This is a genomic window from Bradyrhizobium sp. Kon10, assembly GCF_055807395.1.
In genome coordinates this window covers 127121-148115 of sequence record NZ_JBVVOZ010000011.1, presented here as the reverse complement: position 1 = coordinate 148115, position 20995 = coordinate 127121, and the positions used below count along the sequence as shown (strand labels likewise).

Genomic DNA, 20995 nt, shown 5'->3' with positions numbered 1-20995 from the left:
TCCATGGTCGGGCGGCGCTGGGAAGCCAAAAGACCAGACCAGTTGTAGCCTCGTGTAGTTTTTTTGGAGCAGTCTATGAAGAACCTCGTTTCGCGCTTCGTGAAGGATGAGTCCGGCGCCACGGCCATCGAATACGGCCTGATCGCTGCCGGCATCGCGCTGGCGATCATCACCGTCGTCAACAACCTCGGCACCACGATCAACGCCAAGTTCGGCTCGATCTCGTCCAGCCTCAAGTAAGCTGTACGAACCTGGAATCCAAAGAGCCCCGTCCCTCGACGGGGCTCTTTTGCGTTGTCGGATGATCAGCGTGTCGTATCCGCAGTCCTTAGGCCTTCGACAACTGGCTTAAGCCTCCTTCAAGTCACTCCGGTGTATGGCTTGAATGCATCCACGTTGCCGTACCTGCGTCAAAGGAAGCCGCATGGCTGAAGCCCCGTCCGCCCCGCCTGCTGTTGGTCATCCCGGCGCAGTGCCTGCAACGCTTCTCAACGTCTCCTTCGTGCTGGCGATCGTCACGCTGGCGTATTTTCCGACGGCGTATCTCACTCACACGTGGATTTTCGGCGCGGATGGACGCGGAATCCCGACGGACTTCGTCAACGTCTGGGCCGCCGGAAGATTGGCGCTCGAGGGCCATCCCGCGCAGGCCTGGGACTGGGACATCCAGAAGCAGGTCGAGCTCGCGCTACTCCAGCAGGATTTCGTCGGCCATTTCGCCTGGCACTATCCGCCGCCCTTCCTGTTCGTCGCGTCCTTCCTGGCGCGGTTTCCCTATGCCGTGGCCTTCATCGGCTGGGCCGCCTTCAGCGTGCTGCCTTATCTCGCGGTGATGCGCGCGATCATCGGCCGCAACGCCGGTCTGGTGATTGCGCTCGGTTTCCCCGCGGCCTTCATCAACGTCCTGGTCGGGCAGAACGGCTTCCTCACGGCGTCGCTGATCGGCGGCATGCTGTATCTGTTGCCGAAGCGGCCGGTGCTGGCCGGAATCTGCCTGGGCCTTCTGAGCTACAAGCCGCAATATGGATTGCTGTTTCCGCTGGTCCTGATCGCGGCTGCCGAATGGACGGTGCTCGTCACCGCCGCAATCGTCACCGCCGCCATCGCCGCGGTGTCGTGGCTCGCGTTCGGAACGGAAAGCTGGCAGGCTTTCTTCCACTGGATACCGATGTTCTCGCAGGCCTTCCTGACCGAGGGCAGAGCGCCCTGGTTCAAGATGCAAAGCATCTTCGCGCTGGTCCGCTATCTCGGCGGCGCCGAGCAGCTCGCGTGGATATTCCAGTGGGTGCTGACCGCCGCAATTGCCGTGGTGTTGGTCCTGATGTGGCGCAGCAGGCTGCCATATGCGCTGAAGGCCGCGATGCTTGCGGCGGCAACGCTCCTGACGACGCCGTATCTCTTCATGTACGATCTGGTTGTGCTGGGCATCGCGATTGCCTTTCTCATCCGCGCCGGACTCGACGAGGGCTTCGCACGCCACGAGGTGATGGCGCTGGTCCTCGTCTTCGCGCTGCTCGCGACGTTTCTGTTTCTCGGCCAGCCGGTGGGATTCCCGGCGATCCTCATCGTCTTCGGGTTGATCCTCGGCCGTTGCGCCGCCTGGCGCACTGCCGAGGCCGCATCGATGCAGCTCGCGACGACGCGAACGTGATCGGCAGGGTTCGATCTCCAGACGCTAACGCGAGGCCCGCTCCATGAGCGCGCAGCTTTCGAGGATGGTGCCGGGACGGGCGCCCTCGATGGTGATGCAGGGCCTGGAGCGATCGATGGCAAGCGCGTAGCGATCCAGAAGCGCGGTGCGGTCCGGCTCGCCGCGCATGTGCAATTCGCGGAGACCGCCGGGCAGGGGAGTCTTCAGCCCGTCACGGATGCGCTGGTCAAAGATCCCGCCGCGGACGATGGGCACGCCGATATCGGCGAGCAGGTAAAAGCGCGACTGCGGCGGAAGCTGCGGCGCGATATACGCGAGCGGCTTGCCGAGGATGAAATAGGTCGCCGGCTGATGGAGCTCGTCTGCAATCTTTGGCTGGTAGGTTTCGGACCAGGGACGGTGCCACCAGTCCGCCGGCTGCGACCACAGCGCAATGCCAATAGCAACCGTCAGCATCGTCGCGTTGAGCGGAGCCGTGGACGTTGCCGGCGACGCCGGACGCAGGTGTGCACCGAGGCGGACGAGCAGGACAACGATCAGCGGCCCGCACAGCAGTTCGAGAACCACCGCATAGCGCTGGATCGAGAACAGGCCGAGCCACGCCAGATAGGAGACTGCAAAGAGCACGAAGAGCTGAACGTCACCTCGTGTGAAGATCGCGCGGTCTCCTGTCACGCGTGCAAACAAGCCGAGCACGAGCAGCACCGTCGCGACTGCGAAACGCGCGTCGCGGAAAGGATGCTCAGCGCCTCTGTGGTCGCCGACCAGCCAATAGAACGGATAGGCCAGCGCGTCCGAGATGCTGGGCGGGATGAACTGCACGTCCATCAGATTGATCGACGCCACTTCCCCGGACTGGAACACCGCATTGAAGAGCGGGAAGATCGGGTTGCCGGTGTCGCGCCATGTGATCAGGTACCATTCGCCACCCGTCAGCGCCGCGCCGGCAATCCCGCCCAGCGCAAGAAGCACACCGGCCCGGAGCGGATTCGTGGCGGCGAGCAGCGCCGCGGCTGCGCCTATCGCGTAAACGATATTGGTCAGCTTCAGCCCGACCGCGGCGCCGATCAGGAGGCCGGCCAGCAGGTAGCGGGCGGGCAAGCGGTCCGCAGTCAGGATCAGCAGGAAACCGCCGATCACGGGCAAAGCCAGCAGCACGTCGGAAAAGCTCGTCCCCACCTCTGACAGCGTCATCGGACCAAAGGCTGCGATCACGACCGCCGCCGCGATCGCCGCGACGGTTGCGGCCTGACGCAGCACCACGCGTGCGAACAGGCAAACGAGCGCGAGGTTGAGGCCGTGGATCGCGCCGATGATCATCAGCCCATAGGGCGAGGGCACGAAGTGGCGGAGATAGTAGACCGGAAAATAGACGATCGGATTGAAGTAAGTCTGGAAGCCCGGGGGAACCACATCCAGGCGATAACGGCCGTTGAGCACGGCCCAGACATTGTATTCGTGATAGTTCTGCCAGTCCCAGTTGACGTCTTCGCCCATCGCGAAGGTGTAGAGCGCGCCTGCCAGCATCGAGCAGACGACAAGAGCGACGGGTGCAAGCGCTTTTCCACGCAGGGCTGCCGTCGGCGATTGCTGCTCGAACCGCGCAACCGGCACGCCTGCCACGGGCCCGTTGTGGATCGCCTCGCTGATTTCCCCGTGTCCATCGAACTGATGGCGGCAGTCGCCGTCGGAAGCGGGTGGTGACGCAGAAAGCACGCTTGCGGGGCGCATTGCGAATTCCAATTTACGCCGGCAGGACTACGGTGAACCCGTTAAGGTTGTATAAATCGGAAAGGGAACTTTCTCTGCTTGCGCCTCCAGGTAGCGCGTCGAGCAGTCGCAGCGAGGCCCGGCTGCTGCGATGCGGAGCCGAGTGGCAGCCGACAGCGCCGGAACCGCCGGCGTGTCGGAGCTGGAGGTGATGGAATGAACGAAGGCCAGAGTCGGCGTTTTTGCGTCTTGTGTTCCGGTTTGAATAGTTGTTCAGTTCTTGCGGGCGATTTGCAGCGAAAGCAGTGGCGAAGCGTTGGTCCGCGGGGGCGTGCGACTGGCGTTGTGTGGGACAGGTAGCGCGCCATGGTTTATCGGCGGACGCATCAAGTGGTGAAACGCCTTGCGGCTCGGCGCAGCGCCATTCTGGCGGCGGCGAGGGAGGCCGCGGCCGAAGGCGGAATGGCGGCGGTGCAGATCGCGCCGGTCGCGGTCCGGGCCAGTGTGGCGGCAGGCACGGTCTATCGCTATTTCCCCTCGAAGGCCGAGTTGATTTCCGAATTGATTGCCGAGGTGTCGCGCGACGAGCTCGCGGCGATTCGCCGGGCGGCCGATGCCGCGCCGGGCCCGTCCTCGGCGCTGGCCGCCGCAGTGACCACCGTGGCCGTTCATACCCTGTCGCAGCGCCGGCTGGCCTGGGGTATCCTGGCCGAGCCGGTCGATGTCGATGTCAGCGCCTCCAGGCTCGCCAGCCGGCGCGAGATCGCGGGCGAGATCGCCTCCCGGATCGACGCGGCCGTGCGCGCCGGTCACCTGCCGGCGCAGGACACCGCGCTTGCCGCGACCGCGCTGCTCGGCGCGCTGCATGAAGCCCTGGTTGGCCCGCTCGCGCCCGACAACATCGAGGATCCCGCCAAGCTGCGCGATGCCGTGCAGACCGTGACGCTGCTCGCACTGCGCGCCGTCGGCGTCATGGACGCCCGCGCCCGCGGTCTGGTGGTGCAGCAGACCCTGCTGCCGACCGCGAAAGCGCTGGTCGGGGCTTAAAATCGTCGGCAGGATCGAGGCGGAGGACTGATCGCGCTCAGGCCTTTGTCCGAGCGCGTCTTTTCGCAACACAGCGGCAGAATTGGCCGGACCAGCCGGCTACTGTGCATGGGGTTGTTTTCGACTTTTTTCTCGAGGCGTCCCGGCGGAGGTCAGATTTCCGCTTCGCCCTCGGGACCGACGGAGGCGATGCGCACCATGTTGGTGGTGCCGGGGATGCCGAGCGGGACGCCGGCGACGATGATCACGCGCTGGCCGGCGCGGACGAAGCCGTCGCGGAATGCGATCTGACCGGCGCGGCTCACCATATCGTCCTGGTCGCGCGCGTCTTCCGCCACGACGCAATGTACGCCCCAGACCACCGCGAGCCGGCGGCCGGCGGTGATGTTGGGCGTGATCGCCACGATCGGCGGCTTCGGCCGCTCACGCGCCACCCGCGTCGCGGTCGAGCCCGAGCTGGTCCAGCAGATCAGGGCGGGCAGGTCGAGCGTCTCGGCAATCTGCCGCGCGGCGTCCGCGATGGCATCGCCCGCGGTGGTTTCCGGGGCGGGGCGCTGCGCCGTAATCACGGACCGGTAAGTCGGGTCCCGCTCGACCTCCTCGCCGATGCGATTCATGGTCGAGACCGCCTCGACCGGGAATTTGCCGGCCGCCGATTCCGCCGACAGCATGATGGCGTCGGCGCCTTCGTAAACGGCGGTGGCGACGTCGGAGACCTCGGCGCGGGTCGGCACCGGCGACTGGATCATCGATTCCAGCATCTGGGTTGCGATCACCACCGGCTTGCCGGCGCGGCGCGCCATCCGCGTCATCTGCTTCTGGAGGCTCGGCACGCGCTCCAGCGGCATTTCGACGCCGAGGTCGCCGCGCGCCACCATCAGCGCGTCGGAGGCCTCGATGATCTCGGCGAGGCGGTCGATCGCCTGCGGCTTCTCGATCTTGGCCATCACGGCGGCGCGGCCGCGGATCATCTTCTTGGCTTCGATGACGTCGTCGGCGCGCTGCACAAAGGACAGCGCGATCCAGTCGACGCCGGTGACCAGCGCGGCCTCGAGGTCGGCGCGGTCCTTCGGCGTCATCGCCGAGACCGGCAGGTCCGTATCCGGCAGGCTGACGCCCTTGCGGTCGGACATCCTGCCGCCGACCACGACGCGCGTCACCGCGTGGTCTTTGGTGGTCTCTTCTGCGATCAACCGCACCTTGCCGTCGTCGAGCAGCAGCGCATGGCCGGGCCGCAGCGCGGCCAGGATCTCCGGATGCGGGAGATTGACCCGGGTGGTGTCGCCCGGGGTCTTGTCGGAATCGAGCGTGAAGGCCTGGCCGTTCTGCAGCTGGACCGCGCCTTCCGCGAAGGCGCCGAGCCTGAGCTTCGGTCCCTGCAGGTCGACCAGAATGCCGATCGGGCGGCCGTAGCTGCTCTCGACGTTGCGGATGGTGGCGACCAGCTCCCGCATCTTGTCATGCGGGGTGTGGCTCATATTGATGCGGAAGAGGTCGGCGCCGGCCTCGAACAGGCGGCGGATCATCGCGAGGTCTGAAGAGGCTGGTCCCAGGGTCGCGAGAATCTTGATACGGCGAAGACGCCTCATGGCTTATTTCCAGGCGGGGACGAAGGGGCTGGCGGAAGGCCAGGCGCGGCGGGGGGCGTACCACCCGGCGGCCCGTTGGGCAAACCGGGAACCCCGCCACCCGGGCCCACCGGGCCGGGCATGCCGGGCATACGCGGCTGTGTCGGCTGCTCGTTGACGTCGGTGAGCTGCACCGTCCAGGCCCGCTGTTCGCCAGTGTCGACTTCGAAATAGCCGGTCCGGTCATAGCCGCGGGCGAGGCAGTCCTCGGTACCCCGGATGGTGAATTCCTTGTCGCGCGAACACATGAAGGCCTGGCCGGACCATTCCCCGCCGCGGTCATAGTCGATCGCGTAGATGTAGTAGTAGCGGGCGACCAGCGTGCCCCTAAGCAGCGTCTCGCAGGATCGGGACGAGATGTTCCACCAGCCTTCGGTGGTCCAGCCATCGGCGTCCTTGTAGCCGAGCGCGATTCCGACCCGGCTCGACGTATTGTTGCAAAGGCGGAAGTCGGCGGAGGCCGGGCTGTTCCACAAGCAGAACAAGGCAACCACCAGCACCGGGGCAAGCCGGGCAAGCAGGCGGAGAGGGGAGCGGGGAGATTCGGCGATCATTGTCGCGGAAGCTATATCAGATCATTGACGATTTGGCGTAGGGGCAGCGGAACCGGCCCGGGCCGGTCCTCGGGTCGTTTGCGCCGCGATATGGCAAAATCTGTGACAGGGTCTACCTTATCCCGTAACGGTGACCATCAAAGCCAAGGGGTCCAACAATGGCTATCGACGACAAAACCAGAACGGAGCTCGAGGCGGCTGCCTTCCGGCGCCTGGTCGAGCACCTGCGGACGCGGACCGATGTCCAGAACATCGATTTGATGAATCTCGCCGGGTTCTGCCGCAACTGCCTGTCCAACTGGCTCAAGGACGCCGCCGATGCGCAGGGTGTCGCCCTGAGCAAGGACGAGAGCCGGGAGGCCGTCTACGGCATGCCCTACGAGACCTGGAAGGCGAAACACCAGGGCACGGCGACGGCCGAGCAGGTTGAAGCGATGAAGAAGGTCCATCCCGGCCACTGAGCGGCTCGGCCTTCGGCGCGAGCCCCTGAGTCGCATCACACAACAGCTTTCTTCAGCTTCCTTCAGCTTTCTTGAGCTTTCTTGGCTTGGCCGCAGGAAGGTGTGGGCGCGCTGTGGACGAGCGAGATGCTGCCTTGAACGCGGCGGCTGCCGACCCTAAGGGTCAGCGGCACGCGCGGTGACGATGCCGGCGTCACCCCGTTTTGCCAGTTCCATTGGGAGTACCAAGATGGCCACCTCCGCCGCCGTTCGCGACGACGAGCCCGCGACGAAATTTGCCAAGGACCAGCTCAAATCCATCATCGAGCGCATCGAGCGGCTGGAGGAGGAGAAAAAGGCGATTTCCGACGACATCCGCGACGTCTTCGCCGAAGCCAAGGGCAACGGCTACGACGTCAAGGCGCTGCGCACCATCGTGCGGATGCGCAAGCAGGACCCCAACGAGCGCGCCGAGGCCGAGACGATTCTCGAGACCTACATGCAGGCCCTGGGAATGATCTGAGGAGGCCTCGGGGTCGCCGGCAGGAGCATCTCGTCCCGCCGGCAATTTGCGGCGCACCCAGCTTGGGCAAAATCCGCGCGTCTGCTAAGGTGCTCGGGTCGAAGGGACCGAGCCATGGATGTGCCTGGGCCAGAGCGCAGGCTCGCAGCGGTCCTCGCGGCTGACATGGTCGGCTTTAGTCGGCTCATGGAGGTCGACGAGGGTGGCACGCTCGCGCGCCTCAAGACCCACCGGATCGAGCTCATCGATCCGGCCATCACCAAAAATCACGGGCGCATCATCAAGACGACGGGCGACGGCATGCTCGTCGAATTCCATAGCGTCGTCGACGCCGTGCTGTGCGCGACCGAGATTCAGAGCCGGATGGGGCGCCGCAATGCCGACGTCGCACCGCCGCGATGGATACAATTCCGCATCGGTATCAACCTCGGCGACGTGATCGTCGATCAGAACGACATTTTCGGAGACGGTGTCAACGTCGCGGCACGGCTGGAGGCACTGGCGGAGCCGGGAGGTATCTGCATCTCGAGCGCGGTGCGCGACCAACTCGGACAGCGCCTTGACGGCGTTGCATTCGAGGATTTGGGCGAGCAGAACGTCAAGAACATCGTCCGTCCGATCCGCGTCTACCGGATTCGACTGCAGGAGGGTCCGGCAAGCGCATCAGACGGCTCCAAGGACACTGCAAAGGTGGCGGGCAGGTCGAAGAAGCCGTCCATCGCCGTGCTGCCCTTCGCCAATATGAGCGGCGATCCGGAGCAGGAGTTCTTTGCGGACGGCTTGACCGAAGACATCATCACCGAGCTATCACGCTTCCACGACCTGTTGGTGATCTCCCGCAACTCGACCTTCGTGTACAAGGGCAAGGCGGTCAAGGTGCAGGACGTCGGCCGCGAGTTCGGCGTCGATTACGTCATCGAGGGCAGCGTGCGAAAGGCCGGAGATCGGGTCCGCGTCACCGTGCAGCTGATCGATGCGGAAACCGACCGGCACGTGTGGGCCGAACGTTACGACGGCGAGCTCAAGGACATCTTCGCCATCCAGGACGAGATGACCCGGGCGATCGCCGCCACGTTGCCGGGTCGCGTCGAGGCGGCCTCGCACGATCGGGCGAACCGTAAGCCTACCGACAACATGGCGGCCTATGAATGCGTGCTGGCCGCAAAGGTCTTGCACCATCGCTCCAATCGCGAAGACAATGCGCGCGCGCAACTTTTGCTCGACCGCGCGCTCGAACTCGACGCGAACTATGCACACGCACACGCCTGGAAGGCGTGCGTCCTGGGCCAGACCTGGGTCTATAGCTGGTGCGCGGATCGCGACGCCACCTTTCAGCAGGTCGCTTCAGAGCTGGAGACCGCGCTGGTCCTCGACGACAATGACAGCGACGTCCACCGCATCCTCGCTGCGCTCAATCTGAACCGCGACGACCATGACAAGGCCACCTACCATCAGGAGCGCGCGCTCGCGCTCAACCCGAACTATGATCTCGTGGTGGTGCAGCAGGGCGAATTGCTGACTTGGCTGGGCCGGCCTGAAGAGGGCATCGACTGGATCAAGAAGGCGATGCGGCTCAACCCGTATCACCCGGAACGCTTCTGGAGCCATCTCGGACGCGCCTATTACAGTGCCGAGAAATACGCCGAAGCCGCCGAGGCCTTCTCACGGATCACACGCCCCGATCACAGCCATCACGCATTCCTTGCCGGGATCTTCGCGCAAATGGGCAACGCGGTTGCGGCCGGCGCCCACGCGGCTGAAGTTCTCAAGCGTGAGCCGGCATTTTCGGTGGCCAATCATGTCTCGACACAGCATTATAAGCGCGACGTCGACCGTCAGCGCTACGAGGCAGGCCTTCTCGGGGCAGGCCTGCCGGCTTGACCCGGCGCGCCGCACCGACCGATTGGCGATCCATCGAGAGTGAGACCGTGACCGAGCCGCTGTTGCCGCGTGAGGTGAGCCGGGCCTTCGACGCCTTTCCGTTGCCGATCCGCCGGCGCCTTCTCGAGGTGCGCAAGCTCATCTTTGCGACGGCCAAGGCGCATGACGACGTCGGTCGGCTGACGGAGACGTTGAAATGGGGCGAGCCCGCCTATCTAACCGAGGAGACCGGCAGCGGCTCAACGGTCCGGCTCGGGCGCGTGAAGGATTCCGGGCGCCCTGCTATTCTGTTCAACTGCAGGACGACGCTGGTCGACACTTTTCGCGAGCGCTTTCCCGATCGGTTCGAGTATCGCCAGACCAGGGCGCTCTTGCTGGATTTCGCGGGCGCGCTGCCGACGCAGGAGCTCACGGTCTGCCTGTCGCTGGCGTTGACGTACCATCTGGATCGGCGGCGGAAACGCTAGCTGCGCTTGCAGACGTCAGCGCAGCGCGGCGGTGCGCACCACGAACGACGTCGTCTCGAGCTTGGCGGTGGCGCTGCCCGAGAAGCCGTCGCAGGACAGGCCTTGCATGGGATCGTCGGCAAAGCCCATCGCGACCACGGCCTTCGGCTTGACGAAATAAGCCCGCATCGCGACCATATCGAGCTCGCCCATCAGCGTGACCGACATCGCGCGGCTGGCGCTCGGTGACAGCATCACGATCTTGAGCCAGATGCTGTCGCCCTTGGCCGCGGAGAGCCGGGTTGCGGTCGCGACCATGCCGTCGGTGCTCTTGGCGACAATTGTGTTGATCTCGGTGGCCGGTGCGGAATTGCGCGCCGCTGATGCCGGACGCGTTGCACGCGGAATCGGCGCGGAGGCGGCGACGACATTGGCACGGTCGACCGAAGAGGCGGAAGCCGGCGCGTAGGCCAAGGCCTGGTAGGCCGCGCTGGAGACGCTCGCGGTCGGCTGCGGATCGGTGGCGGCTGCGAGTGCCTGGCGTGCCCTCAGCGCTGCCACCTGGGCCGGCGTCGCTTGCTGCGGTGTGGCCGGAATATCCCAGAAGCCGCGGGCATTGATGATGTCCGCCGGGGTCTCCAGCTTGTTGGCAGCCGGCTTGTCAGCCACGGGCGCGGGCTTCGGCCTGAGCGGCGCAACGACCTGCATGTCGGCCGATGCGAGCTGGATCGCGGCGGCAATCTGCGGCTTGGCGCGCGGCGTCGGCACCGGATCGGCGGGTTTTGCGGCGGCCGCGACGGGCGCCGCCGGCTTTTCGGCTGCGGCGGGCGCGCCCTCGTCATCCTCGTCGCTGCCCGTGGCGGGGACCGACTTGCCCTTGAACAAGGCGGCAAGGAAGCTCGGCTTGCCGACGGTGGCGGCATCCTCGCCATCGCCGCGCCGTTCGATGTCGGCCCTGGCGAGCTCATAATTCTTCAGCGGCGTGCCGTCGCTCGGGACATGGACCGTGCGGCCGTCGGGGAATACGCGGGCGAGCTGGTCATGCGTCATGCGCGGCCAATGACGGATGCTGCCGGTGTCCAGATGCACGAACGGCGAGCCGGAGGTCGGGTAGAAGCCGACGCCGCCGCGCTGCAGGCGCAGGCCGGCGAAGCGGATCTGCTCCAGCGGCACGTTCGGAATGTAGAAGTCCATCGCATGTCCCAGCATGTGCTGGCTGAAGCGCGCCACGCCCGAGGAGCGGCGGCGGAGCATGGCGTTGGTGGCGGGGGAGCGGTAGGAGGAGATGATCTGGATCGGCTGTTTGCCGTCGACGTCGCGATAGACCTCCCAGAGAATGTCGAACAGGTGACGGTCCATCACCGTCTCGTCCTGGGTGCGCCAATCGCGCAGGAAGTGATTGAGCGTCTTCAGCGCCGCTTCGTCATAGCGGCCGTCGCGCTTGAAGGTGACGGTGAGGTCTTCGCCGGAATGGGTGTGGTGAAACGAGAGCGTCTTGGTTTCGTTCAGCGCGGCGGCGTTATGAACCGAACCGGCAGCCGCAAGCAGCACCACCGAGGCGAGGCCGATCCGAGATCCGACCTTCACTCCCGCATGGGACAACGACAACGCAGCGAATTGGCGTGCGAAACCAGCCAGCACGTATGAGCCCACCCAGTCGACGAGCGTTCTAATGGACTCTCCCGCCAACCCCGCTAGCGCGCGAAAGAGGATGAACGCTTTGTTAAAACGAGAAGGTTAATTGGAGGTTTACCTTCCCGCCCCCAAACCAAGTCAGAATACGAACCTAATCGGTTGAGTGTGGCGAAAAAACGCCCGCTGCCCGCGCGCGGGTGGAGAATGGTTAACGTTAAGCGACCCCATCCAGGGGATGAGGTCGCTGATTTTATTGCCGAATTTCAGGAAGCGCGGCGCTGAGGCCAGCTCAGCGGGTGAACACCCGCTGAGGCCGGCGGCCGATCGGAGCGGGGGGCGGGGTGGGAGCCCCGAACAGCCGCTCGAAGAAGTTCGGGCCGGACGAGCCGAAGCCGCCGCCATTGTTGGCGAAGGCCACGCCGTTCGGCAGCGTCGTCGGCGGCCGCGAATAGCTCGGCTGCGAATGCGCCACGACGCTTTCGAGGTCCTTGCCGCGGCCGTTCCTCAGGATGTTGATCATGGTCGCGTCGCGACCATAGACGTCCTTGCGGAATTGCAGCTTGCCGCCGTCGTCCACGAAGGCGGTCTGGTAGGTGATGTTGACCGGGATTGGCGTCGGGAATTTCAGGTCGATCTCACCTGACCCGTACATGCTGCGGATGCGCTCCGGCGTGTACTTCTCGTTCGGCATGGTGATGTTGAGCAGCACCGAGGCGTACTGATCCGGATATTGAACGCGCATGCAGCCATGGCTGAAGGCGCGTTCGTCCCTGGCGAACAGGTTCTTGTCCGGCGTGTCGTGCTGATAGACCAGGAACTTGTTCGGGAAGTTGAAGCGGATGCGGCCGAGCGCGTTGGCTTCGCCGGGCGGCTGCGAGATGTGCACGGAGCCGTCGCGGTTCTGCTCGAGCTTGAGGCCCATGCGCTGGAGCACGGTCGGGTCCTGCTGCAGCGCCGGAAGATATTCGCCATAGACGATCGACGGCGGAACGTTCCAGGTCGGGTTGACCGTGATGTACTTCATTGTCTCGGTCAGCAGCGGCGTTGCGTGCTGGCCCGGCTTGCCGGTGACGACGCGCGTGGTCCAGACCTGCTGGCCGCGCTGCATCACCTTCAGCGTGTAGTCGGGAATGTTGAGGATGACATAGGCATCGCCGAGCGAGGGCACGCCGAGGTCGCGCGGCAGCCAGCGCCAGCGCTCCATGTTCACCAGCACGGTGTCGATCTGCTTGTCGCGTTTCGGGCTGTTCAGCGCCTTCACGGTCGCTGCGTCGAGCACACCAGTCACCTTGATCTCGGCGCCGTCCTGGAATTTTCGCACGGCTTCGGCGACGGTGGCGTCATAGTGGTCGTCGTTGGCGTTCTCGGTGATGCCGAGCTTGGCGCGGAGCTGCGGCACCCGCGGATCCTCGACGACGATTTCAGCCTGCTTCTTGCCGCGGGCCGGCGTGTATCTCAGCGCCGGGCCGTCGGTGATCTCGACGACCGGGCCTTCGCCCTGGCCGCGGAGCTGCGCGAGCTTGGCCTTCAGCTCCTTGTAGAGCTTCTGCGGCGGGTTGTAGCTGTCGAGCGCCGCGGACGCGTCAGCCGCGGTCGTGACCTTGGCGAGCACTTCGTTCGGATCGACTGGATGCTCGGGATAGAGGATGTCGGCGCTGACCTGCGACCAGTGCATGCGGCCGCTCTGCGCCTGGCGCGCATAGTCGAACATGCTGGCGGTCAGTTTCAGCTCGGCCTCGGCAAGCGCGTCGGGGCTGGTGGCTGCGGCGAAGTCCGGGACCGGATAGTCGGCGGGATTGAGGCCGTCGGAGGCTGCATCCTTCAGCCGTGCGATGACGCCCTTGGCCGCGGCGGAGAGGCTGCCGCCCTGGGTCCAGACCGGCGCGTAGTCACGGGCACCGTAGAACTTCTCGACGGCGGCGCGCTCGTTCTTGCGGTCGAAATAGCGCGAGGTCTTGGCCCCGATCATGTCCTTGAGCTTGTCGGCGACCGGCTGGTCGGCGGCGGGGACGTTGCTCGCGGCCTTCACCGGCTCGGCGGCCGGAGCCGCAGCGACGGGTGCCGCGGGAGCGGCCGGTGTCGCGGTCGCTGTGTCTGCCTTGGTCGATTCAGATTTGGCCGGCTCGCTGTTCGCGGGCTCCGTCTTGGCCGTCTCGCTCCTCGGCACGTCGGCGGCGGGCGTGGTGGCGACGTCGGAAGGCTTGGTCTCGACCTTTTCGGGGGCCGGGGCAGCTTCGGCCTTGACCGGCTCCTTGGCCACGTCCTTCGGGGCGTCCTGTACCGTGGAGGTGGTGTCGAGCTTGATGTCGGAGGCGGTCGGGGGCGGAACGTTCGCGGGCTCCGGGCGCGGGATCGCGGCTTCGATCGCGAGCTCGGCGGCGCTGCTGCGCGCCTGATCCTGCGCCAGCGCCGAGCCGGCCGATACCGTGAGGAAGGTCGCCGCGACCGTCATCAAAACGCGGTCAAAGCCTCGACGGTGATTCAAACAGTCTCGCATCGTGTCGCACCCCTCGGGTGAACTGCCCCGCTTGGAACAGCTTTTTGGAACAGCTTCGTTATCGTCTTGTGAGCTTCGGCTGACCGCGCCGGCCTCTCGGAAGTTGCACGCCTGCACGCAACGATTCTTACGCAGACGATATACAGACCCCGTTTCTGCAGCCAGCGCTACCCGGGACAACTCACGACAAACTGACTTCAAGACAGCCGCTTTGCAATCGATTGTGCGCCTCTGTTACGCGCTTTTCCCCCTCGCTGTCACTTCCAAGTCACGGTTCCTGAACGGCTCGGATTCTTCCGTCATCCGAACGGCTTAAGACCACATCGCACGCTTACGCAAACCGCCATTCACAGTGCGGTTCAGTGCGTCTCTTCGCCGCTTTTCCCGCCATGGCCGTGCACGCCCGCCTCGTCGAGTTTGCGATAGAGCGTGGACCGGCCGATTTTGAGGCGGCGGGCGACCTCGGACATCTGCCCGCGGTAATGCGAGATTGCGAAACGGATGATTTCGTTCTCCATCTCCTCGAGCGGACGGACATCGCCGGTCGAGGTCAGCAGGGCGAGGCTTCCCGAGGAGGGAAGTGGCGCGATGGGTATTTCATTACCCGAGATCAGGGCAGGCGCCCCGATCGGCTCGATCATCAGCGGCGCGGTCGGAATGTCGGTCGCGGAATGGGGATGCGAGGCCAGCAGCGGGAAGTCCTCGAGACCGAGCTGGTCGCCTTCGCTCATGACCACGGCGCGGTAGACCGCGTTTTCGAGCTGGCGGATATTGCCGGGCCAATCGAGCTCCGCAAGGTGCGCCACGGCCTCGCCGCTGATGCCGGTGATCGCGCGGTTCTCCTCGGCGGCAAAGCGCGCCAGGAAATGCCGCAGCAGATGTGGGATGTCCTCGCGCCGGGCCCTGAGCGAGGGGATCGTCAGCGGCAGCACATGCAGCCGATAGAACAGGTCTTCACGGAAATGCCCCTGTTTCACCCGGTCCAGAAGCTTGCGGTTGGTCGCGGAGATGATGCGGACATCGACCTTCACCGGCTTGCGGCCGCCGACCGCCTCCACCGCGCCCTCCTGGAGCGCGCGCAACAGCTTGACCTGCGCGGCCAGCGGCAGCTCGCTGACCTCGTCCAGGAACAGCGTGCCGCCATGGGCCTCGACGAACTTGCCCGCATGCCGCTCGGTCGCGCCGGTGAAGGCGCCCTTCTCATGGCCGAACAGAATGGACTCGACGAGATTGTCCGGGATCGCGCCGCAATTGACCGCGACGAAGGGCTTTGCCTTGCGCTCGCTGCTGCCGTGGATGGCGCGTGCGAACATCTCCTTGCCGACGCCGGACTCGCCTTCGATCAGCACGGGGATTGAGGAGCTCGCCGCCTTCTGCGCCGCGCGCATGACCGGCGCCATCGCCTCGGCGCGCGTGATGATGTCGGCGAAGCTCAGCCGGCCCTCGCGGCTGTGGCGGATGCGCTGCAATTCGCCCTTCAATGCGGAGGCGTTGAGCGCGTTGCGCAAGCTGACCTGGAGCCGCTCCACGCCGACCGGCTTGACCACGAAGTCGGCAGCGCCAGCGCGCATCGCCGAGATCACGTTGTCGATGCCGCCATGGGCGGTCTGTACGATCACGGGCACATTCAGCCCGGCTTCGCGGATTTTCGTCAGAACGCCCATGCCGTCGAGGCCGGGCATCACGAGATCGAGCACCACGGCGTCGATGGCCGGTGCGTCGGGGGCGGTGAGTACGGCAAGCGCGGCGTCGCCGGATTCCACGACGATCGTCTCATAGCCGCATTTCTGCACCATGTTCTCGACCAGGCGGCGTGCCACGGCGTCGTCATCGGCAATCAAAATACTGGCAGCCATGGTGTTCCCCGCACGCTACTACTATCTGTCTCGAATCGGGGCACTCTGGCCGAAGCCGCTTAACGCACTCTTAAACCTTGCCGACCCCAGCCATTGCGATCCCCGCCATTGCGCTCGTTGAACACAGGTTTCCAACACGATGACTTCGCGCCCCTCCGCTCTTCGCAAGCCGAACACCAAAAAAGCAGCCACCAAGGCAAAACCCTCCAGCAAGCCTGCGAGCAAAACCGGCAAGCTTCCGGAGTGGAACCTCGCCGATCTCTATTCAGGGATCGATGCGCCGGAAGTGGCGCGCGATCTCGAAACCATGGACGCCGATTGCGTCGCGTTCGAGACGGACTACAAAGGCAAGCTCGCAACAGGCACAGCAAACGAACATGGCGGAAAATGGCTGGCGGAAGCCGTGCGACGCTATGAGGCGATCGACGATCTCGCCGGGCGTCTCGGCTCCTACGCCGGCCTCATCCACGCCGGCGATAGCGTTGACCCCAAGATTTCAAAGTTTTACGGCGATGTGTCCGAGCGGCTCACCGCCGCGTCGACGCATCTGCTGTTCTTCGCGCTCGAGCTCAATCGCGTCGATGACGATATTTTGACCCGCGCGATGCAGGCGCCCGAGCTTGCGCATTACCGTCCCTGGATCGAGGATCTGCGCAAGGAGAAGCCGTACCAGCTCGATGACAAGCTCGAGCAGATCTTCCTGGAGAAGGCGCAAACCGGATATTCCGCCTGGAACAGGCTGTTCGATCAGACCATCTCGGGTCTTCGCTTCAAGGTCGGATCCAAGAAGCTCGCGATCGAGCCGACGCTCAATTTCCTGCAGGACCGCGACGGGGCCAAGCGCAAGGCCGCGGCGGACGCGCTGGCGAAGACCTTCAAGGCCAATGAGCGCACCTTCGCGCTGATCACCAACACCCTCGCCAAGGACAAGGATATCTCCGATCGCTGGCGCGGCTTCAAGGATGTCGCGGATTCCCGGCATCTGAACAACCGCGTCGAGCGCGAGGTGGTGGACGCGCTGGTCGCCTCCGTACGCGCGGCCTATCCGAAACTGTCGCATCGCTATTACGGGCTGAAGGCGCGTTGGTTCAAGAAGAAGCGGCTGGCTTATTGGGACCGCAATGCGCCGCTGCCCTTTGCCGCGACCGACACCATTGCCTGGCCCGAGGCGCGCAACATGGTGCTGTCTGCCTATCGCGGTTTCTCGCCTGACATGGCCGACATCGCCGAGCGTTTCTTCGCCGATCGCTGGATCGACGCACCGGTGCGTCCCGGCAAGGCGCCGGGCGCGTTCTCGCATCCGACCACGCCGTCGGCGCATCCTTACGTGCTCATGAACTACCAGGGCAAGCCGCGCGATGTGATGACCCTTGCCCATGAGCTCGGCCATGGCGTGCATCAGGTGCTGGCGGCGAAGAACGGCGCGCTGATGGCGCCGACGCCGCTGACCCTGGCCGAGACCGCAAGCGTGTTCGGCGAGATGCTGACCTTCAGGCGGCTGCTGGCGCAGACCAAGAGCGCAAAGCAGCGCCAGGCGCTGCTCGCCGGCAAGGTCGAGGACATGATCAACACCGTGGTGCGGCAGATCGCGTTCTATTCGTTCGAGCGCGCGGTTCACACCGAGCGCAAGAATGGCGAGCTCACCGCGGCGCGGCTCGGCGAGATCTGGCTCTCGGTGCAAAACGAGAGCCTGGGTCCGGCGATCGAGATCAAGCCGGGCTACGAGAACTACTGGATGTACATCCCGCATTTCATCCACTCGCCGTTCTATGTCTACGCCTATGCCTTCGGCGATTGTCTTGTGAACTCGCTCTATGCCGTTTACGAGAACGCGGCCGAGGGCTTTGCCGAGCGCTATCTCGACATGCTCGCGGCCGGCGGCACCAAGCATTATTCCGAGCTGCTGCGCCCATTCGGGCTGGACGCCAAGGACCCGAAATTCTGGGACGGCGGCCTGTCGGTCATCGCCGGCATGATCGACGAACTGGAGGCGATGGGTTGAGGCGGCGCTGACGTCGCCTCACCTCCCGGCTCGCTGATTTTTTCGAAGCGACGGGATTGAACGTTCACGCGGGTCGCAAGACTAACCGTGTACGGTACTCTATCGTTAAGAATGCAATTTTTGATTGTCGATTGTCTGAGTTCCCTGGCAGGGAGACGGATATGGTCGGTATTGGACCTCACCTCCAGCAACCGGATACGAAACGGGCCGTCGAAGAGCAGGGATCCTGGGGCCAGCAGCACCGTGACATGCTCCTGCAGGAGCTTGACGCGATCAACACCCGTCGTCGCGCCGAAGGCCTTGCAGCCGTAAATTATGTCGACGACGACAAGCCGATCGAGACCGTTGGGCTTGCGCTTTCGGGCGGCGGCATCCGGTCCTCCGCCATTTGCCTCGGCGTGTTGCAGGCACTCAATCATCACGATCTGATCAAGCGGGTCGATTATTTGTCGACGGTTTCGGGCGGCGGTTACATCGGCTGTTCGCTCACGGCCACGATGACGAGGGCGCGTGCATTCGTCTTTGGCGGCTCTGGAGGAGGGCTTGCCAATGAAATCAGCGACACCCCCGCGGTCGGCCACATCCGCAACTATTCGAACTATCTCATCCCCGCGGGAGCGCGCGATCTCCTCACCGGAATTGCGATCGTGGTGCGCGGCCTGGTCGCCAATCTCAGTCTGACGCTTCCGGCAGTGCTCGTCGTCGCGGCCATCACGATCGTTTCCAACGCCGCCCGATCCTCGCTGTACGTGGCGAATCTGTTCGGGTTCAGAGTCGATGACGGGCAGGCGCTCGGGTGGTTCGCCAAGCTTGGAGTTGAACTTGCTTTCATCCTCCTTGGCGTCGCCATCGCTGCTGCCGCGGTGCTGATCGGCCTCGTCTACCGCCGCATCTTCAAGGTCGAGCGCCGTGATTTCTTTTCCTATGTGGCAGGGCTCGCATTGGCGATGGGGTTCGTGTGCACGATCGCACGCCATTTGAACGTCGAGCATTTTGCGCTCACACTGGCCGCGGCGCTGTTCGGTCTGCTGGTGTTTTTTGCCTGGGCGTTGCTCCGATCGGTGATGCCCAGCACCAGAGGTGAATTCCGCGGCTATCCACCGACCGCCGGCGCCACATATCTCGTGCTGCTCGCCGTGATCTGCTTCTTTGAGTTCCAGCCCTTCATGATCGCCCAGATGTTCGACGTCGCCGAGGCCAGCGCGGCGCAGTCGGGCGGCATCGTCACAGGAGTGGCGGTCAAATGGATACAGTCGCTGGCTGCCGTCGCAGCGCCCGTTGCCGCGGCGGTCACGGTGTTCAGGCAGCAATTCGCCGAATTGCTGAAGGGCGCGGGAGCATCGGACCTGTCGTCGCGCATCCTTGCCTATGTGGCGAGAGCGGCCGTGTGGATCGCCGGCCTGGCTTTGCCGCTGCTGATCTGGATCGGGTACCTCTATCTCTGCTACTGGGGCATCGCCAACGACAAGGTGCTGATCGCCAAGGACCGTCAATACGCGATGGCGGAGGAGTGGGGCGACAAGGCCGTGCAGCCGATGGCGGCGAAGGCTGCAACAAGTGTCACCGGCAACGTTCAATTCGACAGCGAGGCTCGAACGCTTTCGGCGAACATCAACAGCAAGGACGAAGCCAAACCCGGCATCGCCAAAACCGTCAATGCGGTGTCCCACGTTCCCCAATGGTTGTACGCGATCGGCTGCTGGTGCAAACCGGCCGAGTACAAATGGTCGAAGTACGAGTTCGGCAACAACGTCAATTGGGCGATGGCGCGTCTCTACCTCGTCGCGGCCGTGATCTTGTTTGGACTGTCCTGGATCCTCGGGCCGAACGCCAACTCGCTGCACCGTCTCTACCGCGATCGCCTGAGCAAGGCGTTCCTGTTCAATCCGAGATTCTACGCCGATGGCGAACCGGCGCCCAACGAGCCCAGCCTGGATCAGGGACGGGATTTTCTGCCGCTCGACGAGGAGAAGCTGAGCGAGCTGCTTTACCCGACGGTCTATCCCGCCGACACGGCTCCTGCCGGGCAGGCGATAGCGGGCGTGAAATCGCCTGACCGGCTTTTGGCCTCGCCCTATCCCATCGTGAATGCCGCACTGAACATTCAAGGATCGGATTTCGCCAATCGGCGCGGCCGAAACGCCGACTTCTTCATGTTCTCGCCTTTGCATGTCGGCAGCGAGGCCACCGGCTATGCCGACACCGCGGCATTCCCGGGTCTCGACCTTGCGACGGTCATGGCGATCTCCGGCGCTGCGGCGTCCTCGAACATGGGATCAGGCTCGATCAGGCCGCTCACGCCGACGCTGGCCTTGCTCAATGTGCGCCTCGGTTACTGGCTGAAGAATCCGCGCTACGTCTCGTCGAGCAGCAAGCCGCAGCACCACTCGACGCCGCTGTTCCTGTGGTCGGAAATCTCGGGCCGCCTCTATGAGAACGCCGACGCAGTCTATCTCACCGATGGCGGTCACATCGAGAATCTGGGCGTCTACGAATTGCTGCGCCGGCGCTGCAGGGTGATCATCGCGGTCGATGCCGAGGCCGACGCGCCGATGAACTTCACCGCGCTGGTGACCCTGCAACGATACGCACGCATCGATCTCGGGATCATCATCGACCTGCCGTGGACGCCGATCCGCGACGCGACGCGGGAGTGGATGAAGTGCAACGCCGGCAAGCCGTCGGATCCGCCGCCGCGCGCGTCGCTTGGACCGCACGTTGCGGTCGGCACCATCGACTATGGCGGCGGCGAGACGGGGTATCTCGTCTACATCAAATCGTCGCTGAGCGGGGACGAGAACGACTACATCCGCGACTACGCACGCCGCAACGACACGTTCCCGCACGAGACCACGGGCGACCAGTTCTTCTCCGAGGAACAGTTCGAGGTCTACCGCGCGCTCGGCTTCCACATGACGCATGGCTTCCTCAACGAGGAGGCCGGCGCCGACGCGCTCGTCGTCAATGTCCCGGGCGAGCGCTGCGCAAGGCGAAGCTTCTGCGACCGTAAGGTGGACTCGATCCGGGCGGTCCGCCGCGCGCTGGGGCTGCCGGTCGAGGAGCCGCCGCCGGCCACCAGCGCAGTCGCGGCGCTTGATATGGGGTAGGGCTGCGGGGGTCCAAAA

Annotated in this window: 15 protein-coding genes; 9 read left to right on the top strand and 6 right to left on the bottom strand. The window is 64.7% G+C overall.

Annotation, left to right across the window (positions count from 1 at the left end; translation table 11 throughout):
* Window positions 1-75 precede the first annotated feature (75 nt).
* Both AC0L2O_RS17650 and AC0L2O_RS17645 read left to right on the top strand, forming a co-directional pair.
* Window positions 76-240: a Flp family type IVb pilin gene (locus AC0L2O_RS17650; RefSeq protein WP_369721433.1), complete on the top strand. Its 165-nt coding sequence runs from the start codon at window positions 76-78 to the stop codon at window positions 238-240.
* 184 nt (window positions 241-424) lie between these two features.
* Window positions 425-1651, top strand: a complete 1227-nt coding sequence (locus tag AC0L2O_RS17645; protein ID WP_473370594.1) for a glycosyltransferase family 87 protein — start codon at window positions 425-427, stop codon at window positions 1649-1651.
* Between the two features lie 24 nt (window positions 1652-1675).
* On the opposite strand, the gene AC0L2O_RS17640 is transcribed toward AC0L2O_RS17645, so the two are convergent.
* Window positions 1676-3382 carry a hypothetical protein gene (locus AC0L2O_RS17640; RefSeq protein WP_473370593.1) on the bottom strand — a complete coding sequence of 569 codons (1707 nt, stop codon included), beginning with the start codon at window positions 3380-3382 and terminating at the stop codon, window positions 1676-1678.
* 345 nt (window positions 3383-3727) lie between these two features.
* On the opposite strand from AC0L2O_RS17640, the gene AC0L2O_RS17635 reads away from it, so the two are divergent.
* Complete coding sequence (locus AC0L2O_RS17635) at window positions 3728-4408, top strand: TetR family transcriptional regulator (RefSeq protein WP_473370592.1); 681 nt, start codon at window positions 3728-3730, stop codon at window positions 4406-4408.
* A gap of 152 nt (window positions 4409-4560) precedes the next feature.
* Here AC0L2O_RS17635 and pyk read toward each other — a convergent pair whose 3' ends face one another.
* Both pyk and AC0L2O_RS17625 read right to left on the bottom strand, forming a co-directional pair.
* Window positions 4561-5997: a pyruvate kinase gene (gene pyk / locus AC0L2O_RS17630; protein ID WP_409192087.1), complete on the bottom strand. Its 1437-nt coding sequence runs from the start codon at window positions 5995-5997 to the stop codon at window positions 4561-4563.
* Window positions 5994-6590 carry a DUF1036 domain-containing protein gene (locus tag AC0L2O_RS17625; protein ID WP_369721438.1) on the bottom strand — a complete coding sequence of 199 codons (597 nt, stop codon included), beginning with the start codon at window positions 6588-6590 and terminating at the stop codon, window positions 5994-5996. Before AC0L2O_RS17625 ends, pyk begins: the two co-directional genes overlap by 4 nt.
* 158 nt (window positions 6591-6748) lie before the next feature.
* Here AC0L2O_RS17625 and AC0L2O_RS17620 point away from each other — a divergent pair, with 158 nt between their 5' ends.
* From AC0L2O_RS17620 to AC0L2O_RS17605, 4 genes are all read left to right on the top strand, one after another.
* Entirely contained in the window at window positions 6749-7051 is a 303-nt protein-coding gene (locus tag AC0L2O_RS17620) for a DUF1244 domain-containing protein (protein ID WP_473370591.1), read from the top strand.
* A gap of 229 nt (window positions 7052-7280) precedes the next feature.
* Window positions 7281-7553 carry a DUF2312 domain-containing protein gene (locus tag AC0L2O_RS17615; protein ID WP_007596286.1) on the top strand — a complete coding sequence of 91 codons (273 nt, stop codon included), beginning with the start codon at window positions 7281-7283 and terminating at the stop codon, window positions 7551-7553.
* Between the two features lie 114 nt (window positions 7554-7667).
* Window positions 7668-9434 carry an adenylate/guanylate cyclase domain-containing protein gene (locus tag AC0L2O_RS17610; RefSeq protein ID WP_473370590.1) on the top strand — a complete coding sequence of 589 codons (1767 nt, stop codon included), beginning with the start codon at window positions 7668-7670 and terminating at the stop codon, window positions 9432-9434.
* A 47-nt stretch (window positions 9435-9481) separates the two neighbouring features.
* Entirely contained in the window at window positions 9482-9901 is a 420-nt protein-coding gene (locus AC0L2O_RS17605) for a DUF1801 domain-containing protein (RefSeq protein WP_473370589.1), read from the top strand.
* Window positions 9902-9916: 15 nt separating this feature from the next.
* On the opposite strand, the gene AC0L2O_RS17600 is transcribed toward AC0L2O_RS17605, so the two are convergent.
* From AC0L2O_RS17600 to AC0L2O_RS17590, 3 genes are all read right to left on the bottom strand, one after another.
* Complete coding sequence (locus AC0L2O_RS17600) at window positions 9917-11521, bottom strand: peptidoglycan L,D-endopeptidase MepK (RefSeq protein ID WP_473370588.1); 1605 nt, start codon at window positions 11519-11521, stop codon at window positions 9917-9919.
* A gap of 283 nt (window positions 11522-11804) precedes the next feature.
* A complete protein-coding gene (locus tag AC0L2O_RS17595; protein ID WP_473370587.1) occupies window positions 11805-14012 on the bottom strand; it encodes a L,D-transpeptidase family protein in 2208 nt (735 codons plus the stop codon).
* Between the two features lie 359 nt (window positions 14013-14371).
* Window positions 14372-15868, bottom strand: a complete 1497-nt coding sequence (locus AC0L2O_RS17590) for a sigma-54-dependent transcriptional regulator (RefSeq protein ID WP_473370586.1) — start codon at window positions 15866-15868, stop codon at window positions 14372-14374.
* A gap of 139 nt (window positions 15869-16007) precedes the next feature.
* On the opposite strand from AC0L2O_RS17590, the gene AC0L2O_RS17585 reads away from it, so the two are divergent.
* Entirely contained in the window at window positions 16008-17870 is a 1863-nt protein-coding gene (locus AC0L2O_RS17585; protein WP_473370585.1) for a M3 family oligoendopeptidase, read from the top strand.
* 161 nt (window positions 17871-18031) lie between these two features.
* Window positions 18032-20977, top strand: coding sequence for a patatin-like phospholipase family protein (locus AC0L2O_RS17580; protein WP_473370584.1), 2946 nt, complete (start codon window positions 18032-18034; stop codon window positions 20975-20977).
* Window positions 20978-20995: the final 18 nt, after the last annotated feature.